This window comes from Kitasatospora sp. NPDC057965 (genome assembly GCF_042887135.1).
GTDB lineage: Bacteria > Actinomycetota > Actinomycetes > Streptomycetales > Streptomycetaceae > Kitasatospora.
Window position 1 is genome coordinate 1 of sequence record NZ_JBHVPZ010000060.1, and the last position, 18,968, is coordinate 18,968.

Consider the following 18,968-nt stretch of genomic DNA (forward strand, 5'->3'; position numbering starts at 1 on the left):
GCCCCCGCGGGCGCGCCCGCGGGCGAGGCGGGCGCCGCCGGGGCCGACCGGCCGGTGACCGACGAGCAGCGGGCACAGGCGCTCAAGGCCACCGCCGAGGCGCTGACGGCGGGCGGCGCCCCGGCCGCCCTGGCCGGCGCCGCCGTGGCGGCCTTCGGCGACGGCGCGGCCGAGCAGCTCCGCGAGGACCCGTGGGCCGTGCTCACCCTGCCCGGCGTCCGCCCGGAGCACGCGGACGGCTTCGCCCGCGGCCTGCTCGGCGCGCAGGCCGGGCCGGGCGACCCGCGGCGGGCCCAGGCGCTGGTCGGCTGGCTGCTGGAGCAGGCGGCGCTGCGCGGCCACTCGGCCCTGGAGATCGGCGAGGTGACCGCCGGGCTGGAGCGCCTCGGTGTGCCGGACTCCGCCGCCGCCGTCCAGGCCGCCGTGCTCGACGGCCGGGCGATGCCGTTCCAGGAGGAGCTCACCGGCGCCGAGGCGCACACGGCGGGCGGGGACGACGAGGACGAGCCGCCGACCCGCACCCTGCTCGCCCTGGAGCGGCTGGCACTGGCCGAGGAGAGCCTGGCCGACGGCCTGGTCCGGCTGATGTCCACCTTCGTCCCCGGCGAGGACCTCGCGGAGGACCTCACGGAGGACGCCGACGAGGACGCCGACGAGGGCACCCACGACGGCACCGGGGCCGAGGCCGAGGCCGAAACTGACGCCGACGGGGACGCCGGCACCGGGGCCGAGGCCGAGGCCGAAACTGACGCCGACGGGGACGCCGGCACCGAGGCCGGCCCGCAGGCCCCCGAAGCCGCCGCGGAGGCGCCCGCCGCCCCCGGGCCGGCCGCCTGGGAGGCCGCCGCGGCCGCCGCCCCGTCCTCCTCCGCGACCGCCCTCGTCCGGGCCGCCGCCGAGAGCGCGCTCGTCCTGCACACCGGCGGTGAGGCCGCCCGCGCCGAACCGGCCGCCCTGCTGGCCGCCGCCACCGGCCTCGGCCTGCGGGCCTGGGCGGCCACCTGGACCGACCACGGCCGGGCCGCCTTCGCCGCACTCGCCCCGCTCGCCGACGCCCCCGCCGGCGCGCCCGCGCCCGTCGCCACGCTGGCCGAGCTGCTCGCCGGAGCGGCCGGCCCCGGCCGGTCCGCCGACGGCACGCTCGCGCTCGACCTGCTGATCGTCCTGGACGCCCCGCTGCTGGACGTCGAGCTGGCCGCCACCCTGCTGGAGTCGCTGGCCGACGGCACCCGTCTGGTGCTCAGCGGCGACCCGGGCCAGCTCTGGTCGGCCGGCCCCGGCCGGTTCTTCGCCGACCTGCTGGCCGCCAAGGCCTGCCCGGCCGTCGCCTCCCGCACCCCCGACTTCGGCCCGATCGGCGAGCTGGTCTCGGGCGTCGGCATCGGCGAGCTCCAGCCGGTCGAGGCGCCCGACAAGGAGGTGGTCATCCTGACCGCCAAGGACGCCGGGGAGGCCGTCCACCGCGCCGTCCAGCTGCTCACCGACTCGATCCCGCGCGCCCTCGGCATCCCGTCCGAGCAGGTCGTCCTGCTCACCCCCGGGCACGGCGGCGGGGCCGGCACCCGCGCGCTGAACGCCGCCGCCAAGGCCCGGCTCAACCCGGGCCCGGGCCGGTTCGGCGGCTTCGACCCGGGCGACCGGGTCGCCGACTCGCCCGCGCCCGGCCACACCAGGCTCGCCCGGGTGCTGGACGGTGACGCCACCGGTCTGCACCTGGAGTACCCCGACGGCACCCGCCGCACCGTCGCGCCCGCCGAGGCCGGAAAGCTGCGGCACGGCTGGGCACTGACCGTCCACCAGGCGGTCGGCCGCCGCTGGCCGGGCGCGGTGGTGGTGGTGCCGGAGGACGCGGCCGCGGCACTCACCCGGCAGTGGGTGTACACGGCGTTCGGCCGCGGCGAGCGCCACCTCTCGGTGGTCCACTCCGCCGGCCCGGCGCTCCCGCAGGCCGTCGCCGGGCGCCCGGCCGCACCCCGCACCACGCGGCTGCGCGCGATCCTCGCGGAGAACGCGGCCGAGTCCTACTGACCGGCGCCGTCCGCGCCGGGAACGTCCGAAATCATGCGCCCCGGCGGACGCTCGGGCCCGGGGCACTCCGCCCCGGGCCCGCCGACGGGTCAGTCGTCGGGGTCCTCGTCGTCGTAGACCTCGCTCACGTCGAAGCGGCAGATCAGCAGCTGCGGATCGGCGTGCTCGAACGGCTCCGGCAGCCACTCCCCCGGCTCGCTCGGCTCGGCGGCCGCCACCCAGAGCGTGGAGTCGGCCTCCTCCAGCCCGAACTCCTCGCTGCGGGCGGCGATCTCGTCCGGCTCGAACTCGCCGAACAGCACGCCGATCGCGGCGTTCACCCCGCCGCCTTCCGAGCCCCCGCCCGGGGTCAGCGAGTCGTCCAGCCGCTCGGCCTGGGCGCGCAGCCGCTTCGGGTCGACGACGTGGTAGTCGCGGCGGATCAGCACGCTGATCGCCTCGGGCTGTTCGGGGCCGTGGTACCCGCCCGGACCCTCGTCACCGGGGACCTCGAAGGGGGTGACCTCGTCGTAGACCTCGTACAGGAGTTGGTCGTACGCGATGGCCGCCGTCGCCAGCTGCTCGTAGGCGGTGGACACAGCGGAATCGTCCGCTGCGCTCTGGCTCGACACCGCTTCCAGATGACGGTCGATGGCGGCCTTGACCGCCTCGGCGGCGGCGCGTACCTCGGCAATGGTGGGCTGCGCGGCATCAGACATGGTGCAGACGCTATCTCCCCTCGGTGCCGGTACGCACAGCGGTTGTCACCTACACCCGCGATTTCACCGCAACTTCCCCCGCGATGTCCGTTCCGCGTGGGTCTGTCCCCCGGGGTGCCGGACGGCGGCGTGCGCCGGGCGCCCGCGCACGCGGTCCGCGCGGGCCGTCCGGGTGCCGCTTCGCGCGGCGCGCCGGGGGTATGTCCTCCCCAGGAGCAAAGGAACTGATGCGCTGTCAGTGCGAAGCGGGCCGGGCGGCCGGAAATACCCGGGCCCGCTGTCGGAGGCAGGCCGTAGGCTTGCCCGCAGGTGTCCCTCAGGAGGAGCGTTTTGACCCCACCGAAGCCGGTCCGGCAGCCGGAGTACGAGTACCAGTCGCTGCGCATGCCGCGCGGAACGTCCCGCAACGCGGCACGCCAACTGCTCACCGATCACGCCGAGTACGGGCACTGGGAACTGGACAGGCTCCGCCTGCTGCCGGACGGCAGCCGCACGGTGCTGCTGCGCCGGCGGATCATCCGGCAGGTCCGGAGCTGGTGACGGCGGGCGCGCGGCGGGTCGACCCCCCGCGCGCCCGGCGTGTCCGGTGTGCCCGGTGCGCCGTGGAGGCTCAGCGGGCGCCGGCGCGGGCGCGGCGGTAGAGGACGCCGCCGCCGATCAGCAGGGCCAGGCCGGCCGCACCGAGCAGCTCGGTGTTGCCGGCGCCGGTGGCGGCCAGCTGGTGGTCGGCCTCCGCGACGGCCGGGCCGGCGTGCGCGGCGGCCGGACGCACCGCCGGGGCGGCCTGCTGCGGGGCGGGGGCCGCCGACGGCGCGGTCGGCGCGGCCTCGGTCGGACCGTTGCCGCCCCGGGGGGTGCCCTGGGTGCCCTCGTGGTCGCTCGGGGCGGCCGGCGGCGGGGCGCTGTGCGGCGCGTGCTCCTCCGGCGGGCAGTCCTCCTGCGGCGCGGCGGGCTTGCTGGGCGCCGGGGCGGCGACGTTGGCGCAGTTGTTGCCGTAGGCCGGGTTGAGGGCGCCGACCACGTCGATCGAGTTGCCGCAGGCGTTGACCGGGACGTGCACCGGGGCCTGGACGCTGTTGCCGGAGATCACTCCGGGCGAGCCGGTGGCCGTCCCGGCGGCCGTCGCCCCCGACGCCGCCGTGCCCGCGGCGGCGCCGGCCGCTCCCGAACCGGCCTGGCCGCCGCCCGCCTGGGCACCGCCGGCCTGGGCACCGCCCGCACTCGCGCCCGCTCCGCCGGACTGGCCGCCGCCGGTGTGGGCGCCGCCCGCGCTCGCGCCGCCCGACTGGGCGCCGCCGACGTGCGCGCTGCCGCCGGGGTGGCCGGAGACGTTGGCGCACTTGTTGCCGTAGGACGGGTTCAGCAAGCCGATCACGTCGACCGTGTTGCCGCAGGCGTTGATCGGCACCTCGATCGGCACCTGCACCGAGTTGCCGGAGGCGACACCCGGCGAGCCTGCCGCGACACCCTCCGCGCCGGCGCCCGCGTAGGCGTAACCGGCGGTCGAGGCCAGCACACTGCCGGTGGCCACGGCCGTGAGGAGCCCCTTCTTGGCTGCGTTCCTCATATTTTCCCCTGACATTTCGAGACGACATGACGACCTCCCGAAAGTCGGAATTTCCGAATAAGCGGGGAGGTCCTCGGCTGCAACGGAGAGAACGAAGGAATCCACGAGGAGGTTGGCCGGTTCCACGCCCATTCACCCTTTCGAGGGATCTCACGGGCCGGACGCGGGGCGGTCCGGAAAAACAAGCGCCCCCGGCACGACGCGCACGCCGTCCGGGGGCCCGGCTCAACGACCGACGTGGGCTCAGACGTTGAAGCAGGTGTTGCCGAACGCCGGGTTCAGCACACCGATCACGCTGATGGTGTTGCCGCAGACGTTGACCGGGATGTGCACCGGAATCTGGATCTGGTTGCCGGACAGCACGCCCGGGGAGCCGGCGACCACGCCCTCGGCACCGGCCCCGCCGTGGGCGGAGGCGACACCGGTGGCGGCGAGCACCAGGCCACCGGCGGCAGCGGTCACGGCGGCGATCTTCTTGATCTTCATCATTCCTCCTGTATGAACACCCGGAAATCGGTTCCGGGCCGTCACAGGAAGGAACGACGTTGCGGCAGACGGGGTACGGACCGGACGCCCGCTTCACCCAGACCGGTGATACTACGAACAGGAAATCGATCTGTCAGAACGGCGATGGCCCACCCCCGGAGGCTCCGGGGGTGGGCCGTCGCCGGGCGCTCAGCAGGCGTCGATGAACCGGTCCAGCACCCGCACGCCGAACTTCAGGCCGTCCACCGGCACCCGCTCGTCCACGCCGTGGAACATCCCGGCGAAGTCCAGCTCCGGCGGCAGCTGCAGCGGCGCGAAGCCGAAGCAGCGGATCCCGAGGTCCTGGAACGACTTGGCGTCCGTACCGCCGGAGAGGCAGTACGGCACCGCCCGGGCGATCGGGTCCTCGGCGCGCAGCGCGGTCTGCATCGCCTCGACCAGGGCGCCGTCGAAGCCGGTCTCGATCGCCTTGTCCGAGTGCAGGCTCTCGCGCTTCACGCGCGGGCCGAGCACGCTGTCCAGCTCGGCCAGGAACTCCTCCTCGTAGCCGGGCAGGAAGCGGCCGTCCACGTGCGCGGTGGCCTGGCCGGGGATCACGTTGACCTTGTAGCCGGCGCCGAGCATGGTCGGCTGGGCCGTGTTGCGCAGCGTGGTGCCGATCATCTTGGCGATGCCGCCGAGCACCCGCAGCGTCTCGTCCATGTTCTCCGGGTCGAGCTCGACGCCCAGCGCGTCCGACAGCTCGTCCAGGAAGGCCCGCACGGTCTTGGTGATCCGCAGCGGGAACTGGTGCCGCCCGAGCCGGGCCACCGCCTCGCACAGCTCGGTGATGGCGTTGTCGTCGTTCTCCATCGACCCGTGCCCGGCCCGGCCCTCGACCGTGAGCCGCATCCAGTGCATGCCCTTCTCGGCGGTCTCCACCAGGTAGAGCCGGGTGCGGTCGTTGACCGTGAAGGAGAAGCCGCCGACCTCGCCGATCGCCTCGGTCACGCCCTCGAAGAGGCCCGGGTGCTTGTCCACCAGGTAGCGGGCGCCGTAGGTGCCGCCCGCCTCCTCGTCGGCCAGGAAGGCCAGCACCAGGTCCCGCGGGGGCTTGCGGCCGGTGCGCAGCCGGTCGCGGACGACCGCGAGGGTCATCGCGTCCATGTCCTTCATGTCGACCGCGCCGCGGCCCCAGACGCAGCCGTCCGCGATCTCCCCGGCGAACGGGTCGTACGTCCAGTCCGCGGCGTTGGCGGGCACGACGTCGGTGTGCCCGTGGATCAGCAGGCCCGGACGCGAACGGTCCTCGCCCTCGATCCGGACCACGGTGGACGCCCGCCCCTTGGCCGACTCGATGATCTGCGGCTCCAGGCCGAACTCGGCGAGCTGCTCGGCCACGTACTCGGCCGCCTTCCGCTCCCCCGGGCCGGAGCCGTCGCCGTAGTTGCTGGTGTCGATCCGGATCAGATCGCGGCAGAGGTCGGCGACCTCGGACTCACCCGTCACCTTCGGCGCCGCCGCCCGCTCCGCCGACTCGCTCCGCTCGCTCACGGTCACTCCTCGTCTCCAGCCCGCACCGGCGCCCCAGCGCCACCCCCGGGACCTCCGCCCGGGCCGCACGAGCACGTCCGACCATCCTCTCCCAGCCCCCGACCCGGATCCACCCCCCGGATACGCGGCGACACGCCGCCGCAACCTGCGCTCCCCCGTCCGGAGCCGTTTTGGGACCGGCAGCGGATCACTGCTACAGTTACATCTGTCAGCGCGGCCGACGAACAGAAGGAAGCCGCGAGGACAACACCCCGTCCGGGTGGCGGAATGGCAGACGCGCTAGCTTGAGGTGCTAGTGCCCTTTATCGGGCGTGGGGGTTCAAGTCCCCCCTCGGACACCGCTGAGCGGGCCAGGAGAAATCCTGGCCCGCTTTTCGTGTTGCCCTCCGCCCTTTTCTGCCCGGACTGTTTCCCGTCGGCGCACCATTTGTACGCCCTTGGTCCCTGTTCGGCTGCCGTGACCTGAGGTTTACTTTGTCGGCGCCGCCCTCCCGGGGGTGACGCCGACGGGGGTGTCCAGGCCGGTTCGATGGGAAGGGGGGGCGTTCCGTGGGGAACCTCCCGGATGGGTCGTATGCCGTTGACGGGCGCGGAGCCGCGCAGGTGTGCATCATCGGCGCGGGGCCGGCGGGTCTGGCCGCCGCGCACGCGCTGGCGGTGCGGGGCGTCGACTTCGTCTGTCTGGAGAAGGCTTCGGAGGTCGGCGGGATCTGGCGCAAGCCCGGTGCCGGGGAGCACGGGCCGGGTTACCGGTCCCTGCACCTGAACACCGCGAAGGAGCTGACCGGCTACGCCGCGTTCCCGATGCCGGACTCCTTCCCGACCTATCCCCGGCACGACGAGATGGCCGCCTACCTGCGGGCCTTCGCCGAGTGGGCGGGCCTGCCACCGCGCATCGAGTTCGGCACCGAGGTGCTGTCGGTCCGGCAGGACTTCGACGGATCCTGGCTGGTGGCTTCCCGGGACGCGAACGGGGTCGCCGGCACGAGGCGCTTCGCGCGGGTGGTCGTCGCCTCGGGCGCCAACGCGGAGCCGCTGCTGCCGGATCCGGTGCCGGCCGGCGCCGGGTCCTTCACCGGCCGCATGCTGCACGCCGTCGATTACCAGGAGGGCGCCGAGTTCCGCGGCCGGCGGGCGGTCGTGGTGGGCCTCGGCGCCTCGGCCGTGGACATCGCCGCCGACCTCTCCCGGCACGCGGCGGCGACCGTGCTCTCGGTGCGCCGGGGGCTGCACGTCGTCCCGAAGCAGCTCTACGGCATATCGTGCGACGTGATCGCCGAGTCGCCCTGGTTCACCGCCATGTCGCTGGCCGAGCGGCGCGAGTACATCGAGCAGGCCCTGCTGGTGGCCCGGGGCCGGCTGTCGGACTACGGGCTTCCCGAACCCGACCATCCGATCTTCTCCTCCGCGGTGACCGTCTCGGACGAGATCTTCAGCCGGATCCGGCACGGCGCGGTGATCCCCAAGCCGGGGATCGACTCCTTCGAGGGGAACCTGGTCCGGTTCACCGACGGGTCCGCGGTGGAGGCCGACACGGTCGTCTGGTGCACCGGCTACCGGATGTCCTACCCGTACCTGCCCGCCGACTGCCCGGTCGGCCCGAGCGGACGGGTGGAGCTGTACCGGCGGATCGTCGCGCCCGACCGGCCGGGCCTCTACTTCGTCGGCCTGATCCGCCCGGTGGGGGCCATCACCCGGGCCCTGGAGGCCCAGGCGCACTACGTGGCCCGGCTCATCGGCGGCGAGGAGGCACTGCCGTCCGGGGATGTCATGCACAAGGAGATCGACGACTACCTGACCGGCATCGCCGCGCGCTACGGGCAGGGGCTCGGCGCCTCGATCCAGATCGACGTGGTGCCGTACGTGCAGGAGTTCCGCACGCAGTAGCCCCTGCCCGCGCGCCGGCGGGGTCAGCCGGTCGGCGGCCGGACGCTGTAGGCCTCCGCGGAGAGGTACACGGTGATCCGCGGCGGCAGGCCCCGCTGGTGGGCGAGCGCCAGGTAGGCGATCAGCCCGACGCCGTCCCGCGGCCGCCGCCCGGTGAGGGAGGGCAGGGCGCGCAGGAGCGGGGCCGGGTCCATGCCGTGCCGGCCGAGCAGGGCCACCGCCCGGTCCAGGGCCTCGCCGTCGTGCCGGGCGTAGTCCCGCACCGGGACGTGCAGGGTGAAGCCGCTCGGCCGGTCGGCCGCCGCGTCGGTGAAGACGTGGCAGGACAGCACGGGCAACCCGGAGAGCCGGGCGTCGCCGTCCGTCGTCCCGGCGGCCGTCGCCGCGAAGTGCCGGAGCTCGGCCGCCGTCGGCCCGTCGGCCGTCCGGGGCAGCTCTCCGGCCTCGGCGGCCGGCAGGCCGGGGTGACGGACGTAGACCTTGACCCGGGGCTGCTCCCAGTCGCCGAGGTCCAGGGCGAGGAACGGGTAGCCGTCGCCCGGCGGCAGGGCCGCGAACGCCTGCGGGAGGCCGAGCCGCTCCAGCGCCTCGCGCAGCGTTTCGGCCGCCCGGGCGGGGCCGCGGGCGGCGGGGTTCAGGTACACCTTGACCCGGGGGACGCCGCCGGGGCGAAGCTCCAGGGCACACCACAGGGCCAGCGGCCCGTGCGGGGAGGCCGGCAGGAAGAGGTCCTCCACCTTGTCCAGCCAGGCGGCGGAGAACCCCCAGCGGCGGGACATGGCGCGGACGGTGTCCAGTCCGGCGCGGCCGTTCTCCTCCAGGGTCCCGCTGCCGCAGCCCGGCTCCAGCAGCACCCGCAGGTCGGGCGCGCCGTCGGGTCGGAAGGAGAGCGAGTACTCCACCGGCGTGTGGTCGTCGGACAGGAAGGTCCGACCGGACGGCGGCAGGTCCAGCCGCCGTCCGGCCTCCGGCCCCAGGGCCTCGACGAGGACGTCCTGGTAGGTCCGGGCGTCCTGCTCGCCGAGGCCCGCGACCTCGCACAGTCCCCGCAGCTGGCGCGCGGTGAACTCCCCGAGCGTCGGCACGCCCGGTCTTTCGGCTGTGCCGCTCACTTGGCGAGCCAGGTCAGGAAGGAGCTCCACAGCCCGCGCTCCTTGCGGGCTCCGGTGCTGTGCTCCTCCCGGGCGGGTGCGGCTGCCCGGGCCGCGGCGGGCCTGGGTGCCTCCTGGACCGGGGTGAACCGGGTCGGCAGGGCGGACAGCGCCCGGCTGAACGGGCCCGGACGCCAGGTCAGGCTGTCCGCCGGCACCGCGAGTTCGATGTCGGGCAGCCGGTTGAACAGGTTCTCGATGGCCGTCACGGTGATGTGCCGGGCGGGCTCCTTGGAGGGGCAGGCGTGCGGGCCCGCGCTCCACGCCAGATGGGCCCGGTTGCTTCCGGCACCGCCGGTGTTGGCGGCCGCGATGCTGACCAGCACCAGGTCGCCGGCGTTCAGCTTCGTGCCGGCGAACTCCATGTCGGCCGCGGGGTAGTGCGGCGCGTAGTTCGTCAGCGGCGGGTTGCCCCACAGCGTGTCGTCGAGCGCCTCGGCGATCAGGCCGCCCTTGTGGGCGTACTGGTCGTGGGTGAGCAGCCGGTGCAGGGTGTTGCCGATGAGGTTGCGCAGCGGCTCGGCGCCCGCGCCCAGGAGCAGCGCGAGCTGGTGGACCATCTCCTCGTTGTCCAGGCCGGCCTCGTGCTGCATCAGCCAGGAGGTGACGTCCTCGCCGGGCCTGGTCCGCTTGAGGGCCACCAGGTCGGCCGCGGCCTGCATCAGGACGTCGGCCGCCCGGGCGGCGTTGACGCCGTCGAACATGCCGGAGATGCCGAACAGCACCCGGTCGCCGATGTCGGCCGGGCAGCCGAAGAGCTCGTTGAAGACGAACAGCGGCAGCTGCTTGGAGTACTCGCCGACGAGGTCGGCCGAGCCGCGCGCGCTGAACTGGGCGATGAGGTAGTCGGAGATCTGCCCGATGCGCTGGGTGAGCCGGCGGGTGTCTATTCGGGCGAGGCTGTCGGTGACGGCCTGGCGCAGCCGCAGGTGCTCGACCCCGTCGCTGAACATGCAGTTGGCCCGGTAGGCCAGCAGCGGCAGGACCGGGCTGTCGGCGGGGACCCGGCCCTCGTTGAGGTCCCGCCAGCGGCGCGAGTCCTTCCGGAAGGCGGCCGGGTCCTGCAGCAGCTGCAGCGCGGCGGTGTAGTCGGTGACCAGGGTGGCCTCGACGCCCGGGGAGAGTTCGACCTGCGTGGTCGCCCCGAAGTGGCGCATGTAGGCGTAGTAGGCCTGCGGGTCGGCCGCGAACTGCGACCCGTACAGGGGTATCCGTTCGCCGCTGCCGTGGGCGGGGCACCCGGGCGGGGGCACGAGTGCGGTGGACTCAGCGTCCATGTCTGCTCCTAGTGGACACGGTCCAGCAAGTGACGGACCAGTCTGATCAATGCTTCGGCGGAGGACTTCTCGTCGCGGGCGTCGCAGGTGACCACGGGGGTGTCGTCCAGCAGGTCCAACGCCTCCCGCAGGGCGGCCTCCTGGTAGACCGGCGTGCCGTCGAAGCGGTTGACGGCGATCGCGTAGTCGAGCCCGTACTGCTCGATCAGGTCGATCACGGCGAAGGAGTCCGCCAGCCGGTCGGGGTCGACCAGCACCAGCGCGCCGAGCGCGCCGCGTGCCATGTCCTCCCACATCTGCACGAAGCGCAACTGCCCGGGGGTCCCGAACAGGTACAGCACGACGCGGTCGCTGAGGGTCAGTCGGCCGAAGTCCATGGCGACGGTCGTGGTGGTCTTGCTCCTGACCCCCTTGAGGTCGTCGACCGCCTCCCCGGCCCGCGTCATGGTCTCTTCGGTGGACAGCGGGGTGATCTCGGAGATCGAGCCGATGAAGGTGGTCTTGCCCACCGCGAAGTGCCCGACGACGAGGATCTTCACGGCGGTCTGGTTGGCTCCGTCGCGGACGTAGGCCCGCTCATCCAAACTTGGCCTCAAGTCCATTCAGCACCTCCTGAAGGATGCGCGTGTCCACCAGGGAGGCACGCGCGACGGGCGGCCGCACGAGAAGGTAGCCGCCTTCACTGAGGGCCGAGAGAAGGATCCTCACCACGCCCAGGGGCAGCCGGGTGTGTCCGGCGATCTCGGCCACCGTGAGGTAGCCCGCGGCACATAATTCGAGCAGGCCCTGCTCCTCGGGGGAGAGCCGTCGGGTGGGGCGCTGCTGCTCGTCGCCCGCCGCCGTGACCAGCGTGACCAGGGAGAGCTGCTCGTCGTCCGGCAGCCCCCGGCCCTTGGTGATGACGTACGGTCTCACCAAGGGCGGGGCAGCGTCGGGGCCGTGCTCGCCACGGCTCGTCATGGGCGCACGCCGAGGTTCTCGCGCGGGGGCGCCATGAGCGCCTTGCCGAGCTGTCCGACGAGCTGCTGCATCCGGAAGGTGATGTCCGCCATGTCGACGTCCGGGGAGGCCGAGACGCCGAGGTAGGCGCCCTGGCCGGCGGAGATGAGGAAGACCCAGCCTCCGTCGAACTCCACCAGGGTCTGCCGCCACTGCTGCTGGGAGCCGTTGCAGAAGAAGGCGAGCGAACGGCTCAGCGACTGCACTCCGCTCATCCCGGCGGCGACCCGGTCCGCGTCGTCCTTGCCGATCTCCCTCGTCCGGGCCATCAGCAGGCCGTCCGCGGATATCAGGACCGCGTGCAGGGCACCGGGGATCTCCAGGGCACTGTCAAGCATCCATGACAGGTCGTTGTTCACGGGTACTCATGTCCTTCACTACTTGCAGCGGTTGGGCTGCTCGTCGTCTCCGCGGCGTCCGGACTCGTCGCCCGGCCGGACTGGGTGCCTCGCTGGAAGGCGCCCATGATCGCCGCCGTCTCCGCGCCGGAGCGGACCGGCGTCCCGGGGGCCGGTGCGCCGAAGGGCTGACCGAAGCCCTGGCCGAAGCCCTGGGCGTCGGCGGCGACCGGCTCGGCCGGCACGACGGACATCGGCCGCTTGCGGCGCCGCTTCGGCAGGCCGTCGGCGCCGGTCGCGGCCGCGACCGGCGCGGCCTCGAACGGGTTGCGGGCCGTCTCGGCGCCGCCGGGGCCGGCCTCCGTCGGCCGCTGCTCCGGCATGGCGGTGAGGAGTTCGTGCGGCAGGAGGAGAACCGCGCGCACACCGCCGTAGGGCGAGGAGGAATCCACCGAGGCCTCGAAACCGAAACGCTCGCTGAGCACGCCGGCCACCGCGAAACCGAACTGCGGCGGGTTCCCGAGCGAGGAGACGCCGGAGACCCGCTCGGTCGACAGCAGCTTGTCCGCCCGGCTGCGCTCCTCGTCGTTCATGCCGATACCGGCGTCGTCGACGACGATGCAAATGCCCTTCGGCACGGTGCGGATATTGATTTCCACCATCGTGTCGGGGCTGGAATAGCTGGTAGCATTGTCGAGCAGTTCGGCGAGCACCAGCGCCACCGGTTCGACGGCCCGGCTGGTGATTCCGTAATTGACCTGGGAAAGAATCTCGACCCGCCGGAAATGCCGGATCCGGCCCTGCGCGCTGCGGACCACGTCGTAGATCGACGCCACCTCGCGCTGCCGGCCCAGCCATCCGTCGCACAGGACGGCGATGGACTGGGCACGCCGGCCGAACTGCGAGTTCGTGTGGTCGATCTCCAGGAGGTCCTCCAGGATGACCGAGTCGCCGTACTTGTTCTGCAGCCGGGAAATGACCAGCTGCTGTTCGGCGGCGAGGCCCTGAAGGGTTCGCATGGCGGACTTGAGAACCGTTTTGGTCTCTTCGTCGGCGCGCACGTGAGCCGCCTCGACGGATTGCGAGAAGTCGCTCTCCAACGCGGCGTAGTGGGCTCTGAGCGCGTCGGAGTCCTGTCGCGCCGACGCTGCCGCCCTGCGCTGGAGGACAATGACGGCGATTGCGCCGAGGAGGACGACGAGAAGAGCCCAGAGAATGGGGTTCTGCAGGGAATGCGTCATAGGACTCTCTTCAGGAGAGTGGCGGCCAGCTGCTGATTTACCGTCAAAGCAGGGGTGGGCCGGCGGGCGTCCGCGCCGGGGTCACCGCCCGAACCGCCCCTGGTGATTCCGTCTCACACCCGCCCGATCCCCCCGGCAAGCGCCGTGATCATATCATCGGATGAAACGCCCCTTCACAGCCCGCCACCAGGGACGTCCAGTTGACGTGCGCTCAGTTCGCCCAGCAACGAACGCCGCCCCGGGGACGCTGCGACGCCCATTCGACCAGACCATGACACGGCGGGCAAACGCGCTGCTCCCGCCGCCGGAGGAACGCGGCCGCCCGGTGGCCGGGTTCAGCGCGGCGGGGCCGCCGGGGCGGGCGCCCGGCCCGTCCGCCGTGCGGCGAGACCGCGGACCAACTCGCCGACGACAAACGCCGTCACGGCTGTGACCAGCAACAACGGGAGCAGGTTGGACGCCTGGGAGCCCAGCAGGGCGGTCGCCAGCACCGTACTGGTGACCGGCAGGCGGGTGACCGCCGTGCTGGCGGCGGCGAGTCCGACGGCCAGCCCCGGCGCGGTGCCGAAGCCGGGCAGCGGAGCGCAGGCCAGGCCGAGGGCGGCGCCGATCAGCACCGCCGGGAAGATCGGCCCACCGCGCAGACTGCCCAGCGCGACACCCCAGGCCGCCGCCTTGCAGAGGGTCAGCATCAGCAGCGCGAACACCGACCAGGCCGCCGGGTCCGCGGCGAGCGTGCCCAGGGTCGCCTGGCCGGAGAGCGCCGCCTCCTGCGGCGAACGGCCGGTCAGCAGCGCGTAGGCGGAGATGCAGGCGCCGACCGCGACGGCGCACAGCACGGTGCGCGCCCCCGTCCGCCGCGCGGTCGGGGGCGCCGCGGCACGCTCGGGATCGCCGATGGTGAACACCTTGACCCGCCGGCCCAGCGTCTGCGCCACCACGCAGACCACGGTGACGGCGCCGGCGACCGGTACGCCCCACAGGAAGTCGCCCGGATCCGGGACCCCGCTGTGCGGTACCGAGGGCAGCGAGAGCGCGCCGATGGACAGCCCCGTCCAGTGGCCGAAGCCGGTGAAGACCAGCGCGCCGACCCCGCTGGCCAGCAGGCAGGGCATGATCAGCAGCAGCAGCCGCGGACCGCCGAGGCCGGCCGCCTCGATCATCATCACGGCGGCCACCAGCGGGCTGCCGAAGATGGTGGAGATCGCCGCCGTCGAACCGGCCGCGCCGAGCACCGGCACCAGCTGCGGCCGCGCCGTCCGGCGGGCCGGGCGGACGGCGAGCAGCGCCAGCCCGCCGCCCATCGCCATCAGCGGGGCCTCCGGACCGAGCACCACGCCGAGCGGCAGACCGACGAGGGCGGCGAGGACGACACCGGGCACGGCCTTCGGCGGGGCCGGCGGCCCGCCCAGGCCGTCCACCGGGACGTGGCCGCCGCGGCCGGGCAGCCGGGTGATCACCGGGACGATCAGCAGGCCGGCCAGCAGCAGCGCGGGCAGCGGCCACCACCAGGGCGCGCGGTCGTGGCCGAGGGCGTCCGGCAGGCTCTCCCAGACCCAGTGCTGGAGTTGGTGCTCCAGGCCGACGAACCAGAAGGCGGCCAGCGAGACCGGGACACCGACCAGGGCGGAGATCAGCAGCAGGCCCAGGTAGCCCTTGGTCAGCAGGACCTCGCGCAGGGCCGCCGGGGCGGGCACCTCGGCGGGGCCGGTCGCTCCGGCGGGGGCGGTCCTGGGGGCAGGCCCGGTCGTCGGGTCGTCGCCGCCGCTCGGTCCGGCGCTCGGCTCCGGCATCGTCCGCCTCCGTCGCGTTCCCGCGCCGGTCCGGCTCCGGCCGCGTGCTGCGACCGAGTCTCGCCCGCGCCCGCGGGGCCCGCACGTAACCGCCGGTGCGACTGCGCGCCGCTTGCGCCGTCGGGGTGAGTGGCGGCGCGGGCCGCGGGGGCGGGTCAGTCCCGGTGGACCTGCCGGGAGTCGCCGAGGGCGCTCTCGATGCCCTGCACCATCCGCCACAGCGGCGCCCGGCGGCTGGCGACCAGGACCACGACGTCGTCCTGCTCCCCCGCCCCGGCACCGTCGGCCGCACCGCCACCGCCGCCGGGCCGCTCGCTCCAGGTGTCGGTGACGAAGGCCATCGCGCGGTCCACCTCGGCCACCCAGTCGCTCTCGCCGCCCGAGCGCAGCCAGGTGCGCAGGGCGTGGTTGTGCGCGGCGACCACGGCGGCGGCGACCACGTCGGCCCGCAGCGGCCCGTCCGGGCGTTCGGCGAAACGGCCGCGCAGGTAGTGCGCGAGGGTGTGCTCGTAGCGCCAGACCACGGACAGCTCGTAGGCGCGCAGGCCGGGGACCTTGCGGGTGAGCCGGTAGCGCTGGACGGAGAAGGACGGCTGCTCGGCGTACATCCGCAGGACGAGCCGGGCGGCGTCGCCGGCGTGCCGGACCGGGTCCTCCTCGCCGGTGCCGGATTCGAGGAACTCCGTCATGTCGGCGAGGCCGCGCTCGTGGTCGGGGAAGACCACGTCCTCCTTGGCCGGGAAGTAGCGGAAGAAGGAGCGCCGGCCGACCCCGGCCAGCGAGACGATGTCGTCGATCGTGGTCTGCTCGAAGCCGCGCTCCAGGAAGAGCTCGAAGGCGGCGGCTACCAGCGCCTCGCGCATCGCGGGCTTCGGGTGCCCGTCGTTCATGGGCTGGTCCTGCTCTTCCTTCTCGCTCATTCTCCGGAACATAGCATCGGCCCCCGGCACCCGGACCCGGCCGCGGACGGCCGGCCCGGGTGCGTGCGGGGGTTGGGGTTACGGCAGGTTGCGGGCCATCACGATGCGCTGGATCTGGTTGGTGCCCTCGTAGATCTGCGTGATCTTCGCGTCCCGCATCATCCGCTCCAGCGGATAGTCCCGGGTGTACCCGTACCCACCCAGCAACTGCACCGCGTCCGTCGTGATCTCCATCGCCGCGTCCGACGCGAAACACTTCGCCGCCGCACCGAAGAACGTCAGATCACCATCACCCCGCTGCGACCGCGCCGCCGCCGCATACGTCAGCTGACGCGCCGCCTCCAGCTTCATCGCCATGTCCGCCAGCATGAACTGCACACCCTGGAAGTCACCGATCGGCTTCCCGAACTGCCGCCGCTCGCGCACATACCCCTTCGCGTAGTCCAACGCCCCCTGCGCGATCCCCAACGCCTGCGCCGCGATCGTCACCCGCGTGTGGTCCAGCGTCCGCATCGCCGTCGCGAAACCCGTACCCTCCGCACCGATCATCCGATCCGCCGGAATCCGCACACCGTCGAAGTACACCTCACGCGTCGGCGACCCCTTGATCCCCAGCTTCCGCTCCGGCGCACCGAACGACACACCCTCGTCGCCCTTCTCCACCACGAACGCCGAGATCCCCTTCGAGCGCTTCTCCGGATCCGTCACCGCCATCACCGTGTAGAACTCCGACACACCGGCGTTGGTGATCCACCGCTTCACCCCGTCCAGCACCCAGAAGTCCCCGTCACGCACCGCCCGCGTACGCATCCCCGCCGCGTCCGAACCCGCCTCCGGCTCCGACAGGCAGTACGAGAACATCCCCTCACCACGCGCCAGCGCCCCCAGGTACCGCTCCTTCAACTCCCGCGAACCCGACAGCTGCACCGGCAACGAACCCAGCTTGTTCACCGCCGGGATCAACGACGACGAGGCGCACACCCGCGCCACCTCCTCGATCACGATCACCGTCGCCAGCGCGTCCGCCCCCGCACCCCCGAACTCCTCCGGCACGTGCACCGCGTGCAGGTCATTGCCCCGCAACGCCTCCAACGCCTCCTGCGGGAACCGCCCCTGCTCGTCCACCTCCGCCGCGAACGGAGCGATCTTCGCCTCGGCCAGCGAACGCACCGCCTCACGGAGCATCTCGTGCTCCTCGGAGATCCGGAAGAGATCGAAGTCCTGGCTCATGGTCGGCCACTCCTGTTTCACGACGTTCAAGACGGCACTCAGTACCCTTCATTATGCACGCGCACAACAAAAAGGGAACTCAGTGCCTTCACAGGGTGGTACTGAGTTCCCTATCCTTTTTGTGGCGGAACGGACGAGCGCAGGGAGATGACACCGTGGTCCACGCAGCCATCGACGCCCACACCGAGAGCGCCTCGCTGTACTTCCAGCGCTGCGCCTGGTGCCACAACCCGACCTTCCAGCGGCTGCTCTGCCCCACCTGCGGCTCCACCGACCTGCGGCTGGAGCGCAGCGAGGGCACCGGGGTGGTGCGGCGCTGCGCCGTCGAGCAGGCCCGCACGCCGCTGGCCCGGCAGAAGTCGCTGATCCGGATGGCCGAGGGGTTCGACGTCTGGTGCATCGTCAACGGCCTGCGGTCCACGGTGCCGGTGGGCACCCGGGTGCGGATCACCGCGGCGGCCGGGTCCGAGCAGCCGGAGCTGACGGTGCTGGCGCCGGAGGAACCGGGCCGGGTGCCGCCCGCCGAGCCGCGGCCGCTGCCGCCGACGCAGGGCGGGTTCACCCAGCACCTGGCGGCCTTCGCGGAGTAGCGGGCGGCGGGGCGGCAGGGCGACTGGGAGAAAGGGAGATAGGGAGAAAAGGGAGTGGCACCGAGTACCCGGGGTACTCGGTGCCACTCCCTCGCTTGCGCGGTGACCGGTGGATGACCGGACGGGTCAGGCCTTGCGGGCCTTCACCTCGGCGGTGAGCTGCGGCAGGACCGCGAACAGGTCGCCGACCACGCCGTAGTCGACCAGCTCGAAGATCGGGGCCTCGGCGTCCTTGTTGACGGCCACGATGGTCTTCGAGGTCTGCATGCCGGCCCGGTGCTGGATGGCGCCGGAGATGCCGTTGGCCACGTACAGCTGCGGGGAGACCTGCTTGCCGGTCTGGCCGACCTGGCTGCTGTGCGGGTACCAGCCGGCGTCGACGGCGGCGCGCGAGGCACCGACCGCCGCGCCCAGGGCGTCGGCCAGCTCCTCGACCACGCCGAAGCCCTCGGCGGCGCCGACGCCGCGGCCGCCGGAGACCACGATCGCGGCCTCGGTCAGCTCGGGGCGGCCGGTGGACACCCGCGGGGTGCGCGAGACGACCTTCGCGGCGTTGCCGGTGAAGGCGACGGTGACGTTCTCCACCGCGCCGGCGGCCGGAGCGGCCTCCGGGGCGACGGCGTTCGGCTTGACGGTGATGACCGGGGCGCCGTGCGACACCGTGGACTTCACCTGGAAGGAGGCGGCGAACACCGACTGGGTGGCGACCGGAGCGCCGTCGCCGGCCTCCAGGTCGACGGCGTCGGTGATGATGCCGGAACCGATCCGCAGGGCGACGCGGGCGGCGACCTCCTTGCCCTCGCCGGAGGAGGTGACCAGCACCGCGGCCGGCTCGACCGCCTTGGCGATCTGGGCCAGGGCGTCCACCTTGGGGACGACCAGCTGGTCGGTGAACTCGACGCCGTCGGCGACGTACACCTTGGCGGCGCCGTACTCGGCGGCCTTGGCGGCCAGCTCGGCGGCCTTGTCGCCGGCGCCGAGGACGACGGCGGAGGGCTCGCCGACGCGGCGGGCCAGGGTCAGCAGCTCCAGGGCCGGCTTGCGGACCACGCCGTCGGCGTGGTCCACGAGAACCAGGATCTCAGCCATGATTCATTGCTCCTGATCGATCGTTGGATGCGCGAAGGGGTGGTGGCTAGATGAACTTCTGGTCGGCGAGGAAGCCGGCGAGCGCCTTGCCGCCCTCGCCCTCGTCCTTGACGACCGTGCCCGCGGTACGCGCCGGACGCG

The 18,968-nt window shown here is 73.2% G+C and carries 18 protein-coding genes, 1 tRNA gene and 1 pseudogene; 5 read left to right on the forward strand and 15 right to left on the reverse strand.

The window, feature by feature from the left end:
* The coding region (locus tag ACFVVU_RS38435; RefSeq protein ID WP_387794459.1) for a helix-hairpin-helix domain-containing protein at positions 1 to 2,028 on the forward strand (2,028 nt) is incomplete at its 5' end.
* 89 nt (positions 2,029 to 2,117) lie between these two features.
* Here the strand turns inward: ACFVVU_RS38435 and ACFVVU_RS38440 are convergent.
* On the reverse strand, positions 2,118 to 2,726 hold the full coding sequence (locus tag ACFVVU_RS38440; protein WP_380690383.1) for a hypothetical protein: 609 nt from the start codon (positions 2,724 to 2,726) through the stop codon (positions 2,118 to 2,120).
* Positions 2,727 to 3,056: 330 nt separating this feature from the next.
* Between ACFVVU_RS38440 and ACFVVU_RS38445 the strand changes: the two genes are divergently transcribed.
* Positions 3,057 to 3,266 carry a DUF5703 family protein gene (locus tag ACFVVU_RS38445; protein WP_355372383.1) on the forward strand — a complete coding sequence of 70 codons (210 nt, stop codon included), beginning with the start codon at positions 3,057 to 3,059 and terminating at the stop codon, positions 3,264 to 3,266.
* A 70-nt stretch (positions 3,267 to 3,336) separates the two neighbouring features.
* On the opposite strand, the gene ACFVVU_RS38450 is transcribed toward ACFVVU_RS38445, so the two are convergent.
* The 3 genes from ACFVVU_RS38450 to ACFVVU_RS38460 all read right to left on the reverse strand — a co-directional run bounded on the left by ACFVVU_RS38450 (position 3,337) and on the right by ACFVVU_RS38460 (position 6,312).
* Entirely contained in the window at positions 3,337 to 4,293 is a 957-nt protein-coding gene (locus ACFVVU_RS38450; RefSeq protein WP_387794461.1) for a chaplin, read from the reverse strand.
* Positions 4,294 to 4,536: 243 nt separating this feature from the next.
* Positions 4,537 to 4,782, reverse strand: coding sequence for a chaplin (locus tag ACFVVU_RS38455; RefSeq protein WP_387794462.1), 246 nt, complete (start codon positions 4,780 to 4,782; stop codon positions 4,537 to 4,539).
* A 186-nt stretch (positions 4,783 to 4,968) separates the two neighbouring features.
* Positions 4,969 to 6,312, reverse strand: coding sequence for a M20/M25/M40 family metallo-hydrolase (locus ACFVVU_RS38460; protein ID WP_355372376.1), 1,344 nt, complete (start codon positions 6,310 to 6,312; stop codon positions 4,969 to 4,971).
* A 253-nt stretch (positions 6,313 to 6,565) separates the two neighbouring features.
* Between ACFVVU_RS38460 and ACFVVU_RS38465 the strand changes: the two genes are divergently transcribed.
* A tRNA-Leu gene (locus tag ACFVVU_RS38465) sits at positions 6,566 to 6,650 on the forward strand.
* 265 nt (positions 6,651 to 6,915) lie between these two features.
* A complete protein-coding gene (locus ACFVVU_RS38470) occupies positions 6,916 to 8,199 on the forward strand; it encodes a flavin-containing monooxygenase (protein WP_387794464.1) in 1,284 nt (427 codons plus the stop codon).
* A 23-nt stretch (positions 8,200 to 8,222) separates the two neighbouring features.
* Here ACFVVU_RS38470 and ACFVVU_RS38475 read toward each other — a convergent pair whose 3' ends face one another.
* From ACFVVU_RS38475 to ACFVVU_RS38515, 9 genes are all read right to left on the reverse strand, one after another.
* Positions 8,223 to 9,284, reverse strand: a complete 1,062-nt coding sequence (locus ACFVVU_RS38475; RefSeq protein ID WP_387794466.1) for a tryptophan dimethylallyltransferase family protein — start codon at positions 9,282 to 9,284, stop codon at positions 8,223 to 8,225.
* Positions 9,285 to 9,307: 23 nt separating this feature from the next.
* Positions 9,308 to 10,627 carry a cytochrome P450 gene (locus tag ACFVVU_RS38480; RefSeq protein ID WP_380686052.1) on the reverse strand — a complete coding sequence of 440 codons (1,320 nt, stop codon included), beginning with the start codon at positions 10,625 to 10,627 and terminating at the stop codon, positions 9,308 to 9,310.
* An 8-nt stretch (positions 10,628 to 10,635) separates the two neighbouring features.
* On the reverse strand, positions 10,636 to 11,229 hold the full coding sequence (locus ACFVVU_RS38485; RefSeq protein WP_350572322.1) for an ATP/GTP-binding protein: 594 nt from the start codon (positions 11,227 to 11,229) through the stop codon (positions 10,636 to 10,638).
* Positions 11,204 to 11,587: a DUF742 domain-containing protein gene (locus ACFVVU_RS38490; protein WP_380686049.1), complete on the reverse strand. Its 384-nt coding sequence runs from the start codon at positions 11,585 to 11,587 to the stop codon at positions 11,204 to 11,206. The genes ACFVVU_RS38485 and ACFVVU_RS38490 overlap by 26 nt, the downstream gene beginning before the upstream one ends.
* Positions 11,584 to 11,985, reverse strand: a complete 402-nt coding sequence (locus tag ACFVVU_RS38495) for a roadblock/LC7 domain-containing protein (protein WP_380686047.1) — start codon at positions 11,983 to 11,985, stop codon at positions 11,584 to 11,586. Before ACFVVU_RS38495 ends, ACFVVU_RS38490 begins: the two co-directional genes overlap by 4 nt.
* Positions 11,982 to 13,205, reverse strand: a complete 1,224-nt coding sequence (locus tag ACFVVU_RS38500) for an ATP-binding protein (RefSeq protein ID WP_380715445.1) — start codon at positions 13,203 to 13,205, stop codon at positions 11,982 to 11,984. Before ACFVVU_RS38500 ends, ACFVVU_RS38495 begins: the two co-directional genes overlap by 4 nt.
* A gap of 335 nt (positions 13,206 to 13,540) precedes the next feature.
* Entirely contained in the window at positions 13,541 to 14,998 is a 1,458-nt protein-coding gene (locus ACFVVU_RS38505; protein WP_387794470.1) for a chloride channel protein, read from the reverse strand.
* Positions 14,999 to 15,153: 155 nt separating this feature from the next.
* The gene (locus tag ACFVVU_RS38510; RefSeq protein WP_380689097.1) at positions 15,154 to 15,918 is read right to left on the reverse strand and encodes a TetR family transcriptional regulator; all 765 of its coding nucleotides are present in this window, start codon (positions 15,916 to 15,918) and stop codon (positions 15,154 to 15,156) included.
* Between the two features lie 78 nt (positions 15,919 to 15,996).
* On the reverse strand, positions 15,997 to 17,148 hold the full coding sequence (locus ACFVVU_RS38515) for an acyl-CoA dehydrogenase family protein (protein ID WP_387794472.1): 1,152 nt from the start codon (positions 17,146 to 17,148) through the stop codon (positions 15,997 to 15,999).
* A gap of 155 nt (positions 17,149 to 17,303) precedes the next feature.
* Between ACFVVU_RS38515 and ACFVVU_RS38520 the strand changes: the two genes are divergently transcribed.
* Positions 17,304 to 17,738: a hypothetical protein gene (locus tag ACFVVU_RS38520; protein WP_387794474.1), complete on the forward strand. Its 435-nt coding sequence runs from the start codon at positions 17,304 to 17,306 to the stop codon at positions 17,736 to 17,738.
* A gap of 126 nt (positions 17,739 to 17,864) precedes the next feature.
* Here ACFVVU_RS38520 and ACFVVU_RS38525 read toward each other — a convergent pair whose 3' ends face one another.
* Together ACFVVU_RS38525 and ACFVVU_RS38530 are read right to left on the reverse strand one after the other, a co-directional pair.
* Positions 17,865 to 18,827: an electron transfer flavoprotein subunit alpha/FixB family protein gene (locus ACFVVU_RS38525; protein WP_387794476.1), complete on the reverse strand. Its 963-nt coding sequence runs from the start codon at positions 18,825 to 18,827 to the stop codon at positions 17,865 to 17,867.
* A 46-nt stretch (positions 18,828 to 18,873) separates the two neighbouring features.
* Positions 18,874 to 18,968 (reverse strand): annotated as a pseudogene (locus ACFVVU_RS38530) (electron transfer flavoprotein subunit beta); the annotation flags it as partial.

What these genes read in the sequence shown, in the direction of transcription:
- ACFVVU_RS38440 (WP_380690383.1), bottom strand. Translation starts at nt 2,726, where the DNA reads ATGTCTGATGCCGCGCAGCCCACCATTGCCGAGGTACGCGCCGCCGCC.
- ACFVVU_RS38490 (WP_380686049.1), bottom strand. Translation starts at nt 11,587, where the DNA reads ATGACGAGCCGTGGCGAGCACGGCCCCGACGCTGCCCCGCCCTTGGTG.
- ACFVVU_RS38455 (WP_387794462.1), bottom strand. Translation starts at nt 4,782, where the DNA reads ATGATGAAGATCAAGAAGATCGCCGCCGTGACCGCTGCCGCCGGTGGC.
- ACFVVU_RS38485 (WP_350572322.1), bottom strand. Translation starts at nt 11,229, where the DNA reads ATGGACTTGAGGCCAAGTTTGGATGAGCGGGCCTACGTCCGCGACGGA.
- ACFVVU_RS38480 (WP_380686052.1), bottom strand. Translation starts at nt 10,627, where the DNA reads ATGGACGCTGAGTCCACCGCACTCGTGCCCCCGCCCGGGTGCCCCGCC.
- ACFVVU_RS38525 (WP_387794476.1), bottom strand. Translation starts at nt 18,827, where the DNA reads ATGGCTGAGATCCTGGTTCTCGTGGACCACGCCGACGGCGTGGTCCGC.
- ACFVVU_RS38515 (WP_387794472.1), bottom strand. Translation starts at nt 17,148, where the DNA reads ATGAGCCAGGACTTCGATCTCTTCCGGATCTCCGAGGAGCACGAGATG.
- ACFVVU_RS38510 (WP_380689097.1), bottom strand. Translation starts at nt 15,918, where the DNA reads ATGAGCGAGAAGGAAGAGCAGGACCAGCCCATGAACGACGGGCACCCG.
- ACFVVU_RS38500 (WP_380715445.1), bottom strand. Translation starts at nt 13,205, where the DNA reads ATGACGCATTCCCTGCAGAACCCCATTCTCTGGGCTCTTCTCGTCGTC.
- ACFVVU_RS38505 (WP_387794470.1), bottom strand. Translation starts at nt 14,998, where the DNA reads ATGCCGGAGCCGAGCGCCGGACCGAGCGGCGGCGACGACCCGACGACC.
- ACFVVU_RS38450 (WP_387794461.1), bottom strand. Translation starts at nt 4,293, where the DNA reads ATGAGGAACGCAGCCAAGAAGGGGCTCCTCACGGCCGTGGCCACCGGC.